This window comes from Plantactinospora sp. A48 (assembly GCF_055793945.1).
Genome location: NZ_JBTIXF010000067.1, coordinates 24,312 through 35,316, shown reverse-complemented (window position 1 = coordinate 35,316; position 11,005 = coordinate 24,312). Strand labels below are relative to the sequence as shown.

At 71.7% G+C, this 11,005-nt stretch carries 7 protein-coding genes; 5 read left to right on the top strand and 2 right to left on the bottom strand.

Features of this window, described 5'->3' with window-relative positions; all coding sequences use genetic code 11:
- Positions 1-52 precede the first annotated feature (52 nt).
- Both ACXN5W_RS25585 and ACXN5W_RS25580 read right to left on the bottom strand, forming a co-directional pair.
- Positions 53-733: a DUF305 domain-containing protein gene (locus tag ACXN5W_RS25585; RefSeq protein ID WP_473160926.1), complete on the bottom strand. Its 681-nt coding sequence runs from the start codon at positions 731-733 to the stop codon at positions 53-55.
- 13 nt (positions 734-746) lie between these two features.
- On the bottom strand, positions 747-1,706 hold the full coding sequence (locus ACXN5W_RS25580; RefSeq protein WP_473160925.1) for a DUF3105 domain-containing protein: 960 nt from the start codon (positions 1,704-1,706) through the stop codon (positions 747-749).
- 134 nt (positions 1,707-1,840) lie between these two features.
- On the opposite strand from ACXN5W_RS25580, the gene argS reads away from it, so the two are divergent.
- From argS to ACXN5W_RS25555, 5 genes are all read left to right on the top strand, one after another.
- The gene (gene argS, locus ACXN5W_RS25575) at positions 1,841-3,499 is read left to right on the top strand and encodes an arginine--tRNA ligase (protein WP_473160924.1); all 1,659 of its coding nucleotides are present in this window, start codon (positions 1,841-1,843) and stop codon (positions 3,497-3,499) included.
- 15 nt (positions 3,500-3,514) lie between these two features.
- Positions 3,515-4,927, top strand: coding sequence for a diaminopimelate decarboxylase (gene lysA, locus ACXN5W_RS25570; RefSeq protein ID WP_473160923.1), 1,413 nt, complete (start codon positions 3,515-3,517; stop codon positions 4,925-4,927).
- 47 nt (positions 4,928-4,974) lie between these two features.
- Entirely contained in the window at positions 4,975-6,267 is a 1,293-nt protein-coding gene (locus tag ACXN5W_RS25565; RefSeq protein WP_473160929.1) for a homoserine dehydrogenase, read from the top strand.
- Between the two features lie 133 nt (positions 6,268-6,400).
- Positions 6,401-7,450, top strand: a complete 1,050-nt coding sequence (gene thrC / locus ACXN5W_RS25560) for a threonine synthase (protein ID WP_473160922.1) — start codon at positions 6,401-6,403, stop codon at positions 7,448-7,450.
- 132 nt (positions 7,451-7,582) lie between these two features.
- Complete coding sequence (locus tag ACXN5W_RS25555) at positions 7,583-10,954, top strand: efflux RND transporter permease subunit (protein ID WP_473160921.1); 3,372 nt, start codon at positions 7,583-7,585, stop codon at positions 10,952-10,954.
- Positions 10,955-11,005: the final 51 nt, after the last annotated feature.

Sequence of the window (11,005 nt, the reverse complement as noted above, 5' to 3'; positions counted from 1 at the left end):
GGCCGGGTCCGCGTGCGGACCCGGCCACCGGGAAAACAGGTACGCGGGGCGGTCAGCCGGCGCGGGCCTTGGCCAGCAGGTCGTTGAGGTTGTTGATGTCGGCCTGCTGGGTCGCCTTCATCGACTTGGCCGCCTCCACCACCGGCGGATCGTCGGTCTGGGCGAGGATCGCGTCGATCATGTGGATGCCGCCCAGATGGTGCTTGATCATGAGATCGCAGAACAGGGCGTCCAGTTGGGTCCCCTTGGCCGCGCGGAGCTGGGCCATCTGCGCGGGCGTCGCCATCCCCGGCATCAGACCGTCCTTCAACGCGGACGCCCCGTCCGGCATCCAGGCCATCGCCGGCTTCGAACCGGTGGGCTCCAGCCCCCAGTCCTTCAGCCAGGTCTGCATGATCCCGATCTGCGCCTGCTGGCCGGTGGCGATGTCGCCGCCCATGGTGCGTACGCCGGCACTGCTGCCGTTCTGGAAGGCGATCATCCCCATCTCCACCGCCTGGGCGTGGTGGGAACTCATGTCCCGGGCGAAACCGGCCTCCGGTGAGTCGTCCCCGGGCATCGTGAGCTTCGGGGTCAGCCAGCCGCCGGCGTACCCGAGGATGAGGCCGGCCACGACGGCGAGGACCAGCGCGACGAGGCCGTACCGGCGTCCCGGTGGCCGTTCGACCGGGGGCGCCGGCGGCGACCCGACGAGGTCGTCCCGGGCGGTGCCGGCGTCGGTGGAGATCGTCATGGCCGTGCCTTCCTCACTGCGGGGGCTGCGGGGGCTGGCCCTGGCCCGGGTCCTGGCCCTGGCCGCCGCCGGCCGCTGAGTCGCCGCCACCCTGCAGGTCGTGCGGGGTGGTGCCGGTGGCGGTGATGCCCTGGGAGCAGCTGGCGCCCTGCTCGGAGGCGGCGTTGATCCGCAGCGCCTTGATGAAGTCGTCGATCCGGCCGTCGTTGGCGTTGTCGACCTTGAGCTGGAAGCCCCACGCCTGGAGCGAGATCGGCTTGTCCAGGCCCTCGTACGGGCTCATCAGCATCTGGGTCTTGCCCCGGACCTTGGTGGCCAACTTGTCCACCTGGTCCTTGGGCAGGTCGGGCCGGTAGGTGACCCAGACCGCGCCGTGCTCCAGGCTGTGTACGGCGTGCTCGTTGGCGATCGGCGCGTCGTAGACGTCGCCCATGCAGTTCTGCCAGGCGTCGTTGTGGACCCCGCCGACCGGCGGCGAGTACTTCGTGTACTTGATCGGGCCGGACTGGTGCTTCTGGTAGTCCAGGCTGCTCCGGTCGGTCTTGCGGATGTCGGCGATGCCCGGGATGTCGTCGGCCTTGTCCTGCCAGGACCTGCCGTTCTGGTAGACCGACCAGGCGCCGAACCCGACGATCGCCACGGCGAGCACCCCGGCGGTGGTGAACAGGGCGATCGGGCCCCAGGCACGACCCTGGGAGACCTTGACCGGGGCGACCGGCTTGCGCCCCTTGCCGCCGCCGGTCGGGCGGGCCCCACCGGGCCGCTTGCCGGAACTGCCGCCGGCACCCTTGGCGTCCGGGGTCGTTTTCCCTTGCCGGGCGGCGGGAGCGGGCTTGGCCGCCTTCGCGTCCGTGGCCGATTCGGCCGGCTTGGTCGAGTCGGCGTCGGACTTGGGCTTGCCGCCGACGACCGCCTTCTTACCGGTGATCACGGTCGGACGGCGTTGGTCGCCACCCGGGGTGCTGATGCTCATCGTGCCTCGTCAGGTCGGTGGATCGCGGGGGTAGGCGGTCGCGGGTCCGCCACGACATGTCGCGGGGTTGTCGTGGGCACGGAAGCGCAGGGTCGCCGCCGGGTGACCGAGTCTACCCCCGCTAGCATGTTTCGGTGACTCCCGCCAAGCTCGCCCAGGTCGTCCTCGACGCCGCTCGTGCGGTGTTCACCGTGCGTGACCTCGATCACTCGCTGCTGCCGGCGACGGCGGTGGTCGAGCGACCGCGCAACCCGGAGCACGGCGACTACGCCTCCACGCTCGCCCTCCAGCTCGGCAAGCGGGCCGGGGTACCGCCGCGGGAGTTGGCGGCGGCGCTGGCCGAGGAGCTGGGACGGGCGCCCGGAATCAAGTCCGTGGAGATCGCCGGACCGGGCTTCCTCAACATCCGGCTGGAGGCCGCCGCCGCCGGCCAGCTCGCCCGGTCGATCGTCGAGGCCGGTTCGGCGTACGGCCGCAGCGACCGGTTGACCGGTCAGCGGATCAACCTGGAGTTCGTCTCGGCCAACCCGACCGGCCCGATCCACCTCGGGCACACCCGGTGGGCCGCGGTCGGCGACTCGCTGCGGCGGATCCTGACCGCCGCCGGCGCCCAGGTGACCAGCGAGCACTACGTCAACGACGCGGGCGCGCAGATCGACAAGTTCGGCCAGTCGCTGCACGCGGCGGCCACCGGTGGGCCGGCGCCGGAGGGCGGGTACGCCGGTGAGTACATCACCGAGATCGCCCAGCGCCTGGCGGCGGCCCATCCGGGCGTCCTCGACCTGCCGGCGGACGAGGCGGAGCGGATCTTCCGGGACGAGGGTTACCGGCTGATGCTCGACGAGATGCGGACCAGCCTGGAACGCTTCGGGGTGCATTTCGACGTCTGGTTCTCGGAGCGGACCCTGCACGACAGTGGCGCGGTCGAGCACGCGCTCGACGAGCTGCGCAAGCAGGGCCACGTCTACGACGCCGACGGCGCCATCTGGTTGCGCACCACGGACTTCACCGACGACAAGGACCGGGTGCTGATCCGCTCCAACGGCGAGAAGACGTACTTCGCCGCCGACGCCGCGTACTACATCAACAAGCGGGAACGCGGCTTCGACAAGTGTGTCTACCTGCTCGGCGCCGATCACCACGGTTACGTCAACCGGCTCAAGGCGATCGCCGCCTGCGCCGGTGACGACCCGGATTTCAACATTGAAATCCTGATCGGGCAGCTGGTGAACCTGGTCCGGGGCGGCGTTCCGGTCCGGCTGTCCAAGCGGGCGGGCAACATCATCACGCTGGACGAGATCGTGGACGCCGTCGGTGTCGACCCGGCCCGCTACTCGCTGGCCCGTTCGTCGACGGACTCGCCGCTGACCCTCGACATCGAGGAGATCACCCGGCGGTCCAACGACAACCCGGTCTTCTACGTCCAGTACGCGCACGCCCGGATCTCGTCGCTGCTGCGTAACGCCGGCGAGCTGGGCATCGACCGGGGTCGCGAGCTGGATCCGGGGCTGCTCGCCCACGAGAAGGAGAACGCCCTGCTCAAGCGGTTGGGCGAGTTTCCCGCGGTGGTCGCGACCGCCGCCGAGTTGCGGGAGCCGCACCGGGTCGCCCGGTACCTCGAACAGCTCGCCGGCGACTACCACCGGTTCTACGACGCCTGCCGGGTGCTGCCGCAGGGCGACGAGTCGGTGACCGACCTGACCCGGGCCCGGCTCTGGCTGGTCGAGGCGACCCGGGTGGTGCTGGCCAACGGTCTGGGGCTGCTCGGTGTGTCGGCCCCCGAGCGGATGTGAACGGGGGAACGGATCATGCGAGCACATGAGGCGGGGGCGCTGCACGGAGAACTCGGCGGGCGGGAGCCGAACTGGCTGCGTACCCCGGAGGACATCAACGCGCTGGTCCCGCACCTGTGGCCGCGCACGGTGGTCCGCGGCCCGGACGGCGCGCTCACCCTGGGCGGCCTCGACGTCCGGGAGCTGACCCGGCGGTTCGGCAGCCCGGTGTACCTGCTGGACGAGGCGGATCTGCGGGCCCGCTGCCGGGAGTTCCGGGCGGCCTTCCCGGACGAGGACATCTACTACGCGGGCAAGGCGTTCCTGTGCCGGGCGGTGGTGCGGATCATCGCCGAGGAGGGACTGTTCCTCGACGTCTGCAGCGGCGGTGAGTTGGCGGTCGCCCTGGCCGCCGGGATGGACCCGGCGCGGATCGGCTTCCACGGCAACAACAAGTCCGTCGCCGAGTTGACCCGGGCGGTCGAGGCGGGGGTCGGTCGGATCATCGTCGACTCGGACCACGAGATCGACCGGCTGACCGCGCTGGCCCGGGAGCGCGGGGTCCGGCCCCGGGTGCTGGTCCGGGTCACCGTGGGCGTGGAGGCGCACACCCACGAGTTCATCGCCACCGCGCACGAGGACCAGAAGTTCGGCTTCTCGCTGGCCAGCGGCGCCGCCGCGGCGGCGGCCTGCCGGATCCTCGACGAGGACGTGCTGGAGTTGCGTGGCCTGCACTCGCACATCGGCTCGCAGATCTTCGACGCCAGCGGATTCGAGGTGTCGGCGCGCCGGGTCCTCGCCCTCCAGGCCCAGATCCGCGACGCGCGCGGGGTGGAACTGCCCGAACTCGACCTGGGCGGCGGTTTCGGCATCGCGTACACCACCCAGGACGACCCGGCGACCCCGGCCGACCTGGCCAAGCGGCTGCGCAAGATCGTCGACGGGGAGTGCGCGGTCGAGCGGCTGGCCACGCCCCGGCTGTCCGTCGAACCCGGCCGGGCCATCGTCGGTCCGGCCATGATCACCGTGTACGAGGTGGGGACGGTCAAGTTCGTGCCCCTCGGCGCGGGCGGTGAGTCGGCCGACGGGCGGCGTGCCTATGTGAGCGTCGACGGCGGGATGAGCGACAACATCCGGACCGCGCTCTACGACGCGTCGTACTCGGCGACCCTGGCTTCCCGCGCGTCGTCCGCCGCGCCGATGCTCGCCCGCGTGGTGGGAAAGCACTGTGAGTCCGGGGACATCGTGGTGAAGGATGAATTCCTGCCCGCCGACGTGCAGCCCGGAGATCTTCTCGCCGTGCCCGGCACGGGTGCGTACTGCCGGAGCATGGCCAGCAACTACAACCATGTTCCGCGGCCCCCGGTCGTGCTCGTCGGCGACAGCCGGGCTCGGGTGATCGTCCGCCGGGAAACCGAAGACGACCTGCTGGCATTGGATGTTGGATGAGCAAGAGGCTGTCGGGCAACACCGGGGCCGAGCCGGCCTCCGCACCGATCCGGGTGGCGCTGCTGGGCTGCGGGACGGTGGGCGCCGAGGTGGTCCGCCTGCTGCGCGAGCAGGCGACCGACCTGGCCGCCCGGATCGGCGCGCCGGTGGAGCTCGTCGGCATCGCGGTGCGCCGGCTGGGCCGTGACCGGGGCCCGCTGCCGGTCGATCCGGCGGTCTTCACCACCGATCCGCTGGGCCTGGTCAAACGGGACGACGTCGACGTGGTGATCGAGGTGGTCGGCGGGATCGAGCCGGCCCGCGGTTGGCTGGTCGAGGCGCTGCGCGCGGGTAAGAGCGTGGTCACGGCCAACAAGGCGCTGCTCGCCGAGGACGGGGCCAGCCTGCACGACGCCGCCGCCGAGGGAGGCGCGGACCTCTACTACGAGGCGGCGGTGGCCGGCGCCATTCCGCTGCTGCGACCGCTGCGCGAGTCGCTGCACGGGGACACCGTGACCCGGGTGACCGGCATCGTCAACGGCACCACGAACTACATCCTCAGCGCCATGGACAGCACCGGGGCGGGCTTCGCGGAAGCCCTGGAGCAGGCCACCGAGCTGGGGTACGCCGAGGCCGATCCGACGGCCGACATCGAGGGCTTCGACGCCGCCGCCAAGGCCGCCATCCTGGCCTCGCTGGCGTTCCACACCCGGGTCGGTGCCGCCGACGTGTACCGGGAGGGGATCACCGAGGTCACCGCCGCCGACGTGGCCAGCGCCAAGGCGATGGGCTGCACCATCAAGCTGCTCTGCATCGCCTCCCGGGGCCCGGACGGCACCGGCGCCGACGCGGTGAGCGTCCGGGTGCATCCGGCCATGATCCCGCTCAGCCACCCGCTGGCCAGCGTCGGTGACGCGTTCAACGCGGTCTTCGTCGAGGCGCGGGCCGCCGGGCAGCTGATGTTCTACGGCCGGGGCGCGGGTGGCGCGCCGACCGCCAGTGCGGTCCTCGGTGACCTGGTGGCGGTGGCCCGTAACCGGCTCGCCGGGGTACGCGCCGCCAGCGAGTCGGTGTACGCCGCGCTGCCGATCCGGCCGATGGGCGAGGCGGTCACCCGGTACCACATCAGCCTCGACGTGGCCGACCGGGCCGGGGTGCTGGCGGCCGTGGCCGGCGTGTTCGCCCGGCACGGCGTCTCCATCGCCACCGTCCGGCAGTCCGGCCGGCGCGACGACGCCGAACTGGTCGTGGTCACCCACGCCGCCCGGGACGCCGCGCTGGCCGCCACCGTGGCTGAGCTGCGCGATCTCGAACATGTCCAGGACATCGCCAGCGTGCTGCGGGTGGAGGGCGACACGTAGCCGTCCCACCGTCCACCTGTCGGGATCCCGGCAGGTGGGCAGCGGCGGGGTGGCTGCCCGCACCGGACGGGCGTGGGTCACCCTGGTAGGGCGGCGCCGAGGGACGCGCCGCCCGCCTGGCGAGGAGTACGAGATGTGGCGCGGACTGATCGACAGGTACCGGGATCGGCTGCCGGTCACCGATGCCACGCCGATCGTCACCCTGTACGAGGGAAACACCCCGCTGCTGCCGGCGCCCGTGCTGTCCAGCCGGACCGGTTGTGACGTCTATCTCAAGGTCGAGGGCGCCAACCCGACCGGCTCGTTCAAGGACCGGGGCATGACGGTCGCGGTGTCCAAGGCGGTGGAGTCCGGTGACAAGGCGATCATCTGCGCCTCCACCGGCAACACCAGCGCCTCTGCCGCCGCGTACGCCGCGCGGGCCGGGCTGACCTGCGCGGTCCTGGTGCCGCAGGGCAAGATCGCGCTGGGCAAGCTGGCCCAGGCGCTCGTGCACGGGGCCCGGCTGATCCAGGTCAGCGGCAACTTCGACGACTGCCTGGCGCTGGCCGGCAAGCTGTCCCAGGACTACCCGGTGGCGCTGGTCAACTCGGTGAACCCGGACCGGCTCCAGGGCCAGAAGACGGCCGCGTTCGAGATCGTCGAGGCGCTCGGCGACGCCCCCGACATCCACTGCCTGCCGGTCGGCAACGCCGGCAACATCACGGCGTACTGGATGGGCTACACCGAGGAGGCCGCGGCCGGCAACGCCACCCGCACCCCCAGGATGTTCGGCTTCCAGGCCGCCGGCGCGGCGCCGCTGGTCTCCGGGGAGGTGGTCCGGGAGCCGTCGACGATCGCCACCGCCATCCGGATCGGCAACCCGGCGAGCTGGACCGGGGCGATCGACGCCCGGGACGCCTCCGGGGGGCTGATCACCGCGGTGACCGACCGGGAGATCCTCACCGCGTACCGGTTGCTCGCCCGGCAGGTCGGGGTCTTCGTCGAGTTGGGCAGCGCGGCCAGCGTGGCCGGGCTGCTCCAGCAGGCCGCCGCCGGCAACCTGCCGGCCGGGCGGACGGTGGTCTGCACGGTGACCGGACACGGCCTCAAGGACCCCGAGTGGGCCATCTCCACCGCCCCGGCGCCAACGACGATCACCAATGACCCTCTGGTCGCGGCCCGCGCGCTCGACCTGGCCTGAGAGACTTCGACAGGGCTCCTCCGCCAGCGACCTCGGTCCGGAGGCTGAGGCCCAGCTGAGGGCGACGCCCGACGGGGCGTCGGTCTCAGGCAGAATTTCCGGCACCGAGCCGCATCACCAACGGGGGACCCGATGTCCTTGCTCGCCAGACTCAGCCTTGCCAACCGGGGCCTGGTGGCCCTGATCGCCGTCGTCATCACCGGCTTCGGCCTGTTCGCGGTGCCCTCGCTGCGGCAGCAACTGCTGCCGTCGCTGGAGTTCCCGGGGGCGTTCGTCGTCGCCACCTATCCGGGTGCCTCGCCCGAGGTGGTGGAGTCGCAGGTCACCGAGCCGATCGAAGCCAGCCTCCAGGGCATCAAGGGCCTCAAGAAGGTCACCTCCACCTCCCGGGAGGGTTCGGCCACCCTCCAGGTCGAGTACGAGTTCGGTACCGACCTCGACGTCGCGGTGAACAAGATGGAGAGCGCGCTCAACCGCATCGACGGGCAGCTGCCGGACGGGGTCGACCCGCAGGTGCTGGCGGGAAGCACCGACCAGATCCCGGCGGTCGTGCTGGCCGCCTCGGGTGGCGGCGACGAGCAGACGCTGGCCGAGAAGCTGCGTACCGACGTGGTGCCGGAGCTGGAGTCGATCGACGGGGTCAGCACCGCCCAGGTCACCGGGGCCCGGGACCAGATCGTCGTGATCACGCCGGACCCGCGCAAGTTCGCCGCCGCCAAGGTGCAGCCGACCGCCATCGGTTCGGCGTTGCAGGCCGCCGGTGTCACGGTGCCGGCGGGTGCGGTGGCGCAGGGCGACCAGGCCCTGCCGGTGCAGGTCGGCGGTCCGGTCAAGTCCCTCGACGACCTGCGGGGGCTCTACCTCACCGGGTCCGGCGGCGCCGCCCCGGTGAAGCTGGGTGACGTGGCCACCGTCGAGCAGCAGCTCGCCCCGGCCACGTCGTTCACCCGGACCGACGGCAAGGACAGCCTCGGCATCGCGGTGACCGCCGCGCCGGACGGCAACGCCGTACAGATCTCGCAGGACATCGCCGACAAGCTGGCCAGCCTGCGCAGTTCCTCGGGCACCGAGCTGACCGTGGTGTTCGACCAGGGGCCGTTCGTGCAGCGGTCGATCTCCGACCTGACCACCGAGGGTCTGCTCGGCCTGGTGATGGCGGTGCTGGTGATCCTGGTCTTCCTGCTGTCGATCCGGTCCACCGTGGTCACCGCGGTGTCCATCCCGCTGTCCGTGGTCGTGGCGCTGATCGGGCTGTGGATCGGGGACTACTCGCTCAACCTGCTCACCCTCGGCGCCCTGACCATCGCCGTCGGCCGGGTGGTCGACGACTCGATCGTGGTGCTGGAGAACATCAAACGGCACATCGGGTACGGCGAGGACAAACGCGACGCGATCCTCGGCGGCGTTCGCGAGGTGGCCGGGGCGGTGACCGCGTCCACCCTCACCACGGTCGCGGTGTTCGCGCCGATCGCCCTGGTGGGCGGCTTCGTCGGCCAGCTCTTCGCACCGTTCGCGGTGACCGTCACGGTGGCGCTGCTCGCGTCGCTGCTGGTGTCGCTCACCATCATCCCGGTGCTGGCCTACTGGTTCCTGCGCCCGCCGCGCGGGGCGAGCCAGGACGAGGCGGCGGTCCGCGAGGCGGCCGAGCTGCGGGAGCTGCGCAGCCCGTTGCAGCGGGCCTACCTGCCGATCATCCGGTTCGTCACCGGCCGCCGCTGGCACCGGTGGTTGACCCTCGCGATCGGCCTGCTGCTGCTGTTCGGCACGCTCGGGCTGTCCAGCCAGCTCAAGACCAACTTCCTGGACGACTCCGGCCAGGACACCATCAGCATGACCCAGGAACTGCCGATCGGGTCGAGCCTGGCGGCCACCGACGCGGCGGCCCGGAAGGTCGAGGCGGTGCTCGGCCGGACCGACGGGGTCCGGACGTACCAGGTGACCGCCGGTGGCAACGACTCCCCGTGGGCCGGCGGCGGGAAGACGAACGTCGCCACGTACAACATCGCGCTGGACTCCGGCACCGACACCACCACGATCAAGGACCGGTTGCGGGGGGAGCTGGACGGGCAGGCGGGCGTCGGCACGGTCCGGTTCGCCGGTGACAGCGGCGGCACCTCCGGCAGCGGGCTCCAGGTGGTCGTCCAGGCGAGCGACCCGCAGGTGCTCGCGGACGCGACTGAGCAGGTCCGGGCCGCCATGGCGGCCACCCCGAAGGTCGCGGACGTTACGACCAACCTGGCCGACAACACGCCCCGGCTGAGCGTCACCGTCGACCGGGCCGCGGCGGCCCGGGTCGGACTCTCCGAGCCGGCCATCGGTCAACTCGTCGCGCAGGCGTTCCGGGGCAGTTCGCTCGGTCAGGTCAACGTGGACGGCAGCCAGCAGAAGGTGGTGCTGCGGGCGGGGCAGAGCCCGACGAGCGTCGAGGCCCTGCGCGCCCTGCCGGTCGGTCCGGTGAAGCTGGACGACGTCGCGAACGTCGAGCAGACCGCCGGTCCGGTCGAGGTGACCCGGATCGACGGGAACCGCAGCGCCACGGTGAGCGGCAACGCCACCGGCTCGGACCTCGGGCAGGCCACGAAGGACCTGAAGTCGCGGCTCGACAAGATCAACGTACCGGGGGCGACCATCTCGGTGGGTGGCGCCAGCGCCGACCAGGCGGACGCCTTCAAGGACCTGGGACTGGCCATGCTGGCCGCCATCGCGATCGTCTTCCTGATCATGGTGGCGACCTTCCGCAGCCTGATCCAGCCGCTGATCCTGCTGGTCTCCATCCCGTTCGCGGCGACCGGAGCGATCGGCCTGCTGCTGGCCACCAACACGCCGCTGGGCGTGCCGGCGCTGATCGGCATGCTGATGCTGGTCGGCATCGTGGTCACCAACGCCATCGTGCTGATGGACCTGATCAACCAGTACCGGGCGCAGGGGTTGGACGTGCGGGAGGCGGTCGTCGAGGGCGGCCGGCGCCGGCTGCGGCCGATCCTGATGACCGCCATCGCCACGATCTTCGCGCTGCTGCCGATGGCCCTCGGGCTGACCGGCGAGGGCGGGTTCATCTCGCAGCCGCTGGCCGTGGTGGTGATCGGTGGTCTGATCTCCTCGACGCTGCTCACCCTGGTGCTCGTACCGACCCTCTACACCATGATCGAGGCCACCAAGGCCGGGTTCCGGCGGCGCCGGGGTGCCGGCGGACCGGCGCTGGCCGGGGCGGCCGGGTCGCTCGGAGCCGACGGGTCGCTCGGGTCCGACGGGTCCGCCAGCGCCACCGGCGACACCCTGCCGGCACGGGCCGCCGCCGGCGGCGGCCGGCACGCGGCGACGGATGAGGCGTCGGCCGCCAAGGTCGGATCCGGTACGGCCGGGGACGGCGCGGCGGGCCGGCACGAGGTGGACGGTTCGGAACCCCGACCCAAGCCGTCCGGTGCGCTGATCGACGGCACCGACCAGTTCGAGGTGCTCCGGCTGCCGAAGAGCCGCACCTCCCCCCTGCCCCCCGAGGACTGACTGAAAGGAAGGGCCCCCTGTTATCGCTTTTTGTATAGCAGGGGGCCCTTC

Bases quoted from the DNA above. Each gene is read 5' to 3' on its own strand.
- ACXN5W_RS25585 (WP_473160926.1), bottom strand. From the start codon at position 733: ATGACGATCTCCACCGACGCCGGCACCGCCCGGGACGACCTCGTCGGG.
- lysA (WP_473160923.1), top strand. From the start codon at position 3,515: ATGCGAGCACATGAGGCGGGGGCGCTGCACGGAGAACTCGGCGGGCGG.
- ACXN5W_RS25580 (WP_473160925.1), bottom strand. From the start codon at position 1,706: ATGAGCATCAGCACCCCGGGTGGCGACCAACGCCGTCCGACCGTGATC.
- ACXN5W_RS25555 (WP_473160921.1), top strand. From the start codon at position 7,583: ATGTCCTTGCTCGCCAGACTCAGCCTTGCCAACCGGGGCCTGGTGGCC.
- thrC (WP_473160922.1), top strand. From the start codon at position 6,401: ATGTGGCGCGGACTGATCGACAGGTACCGGGATCGGCTGCCGGTCACC.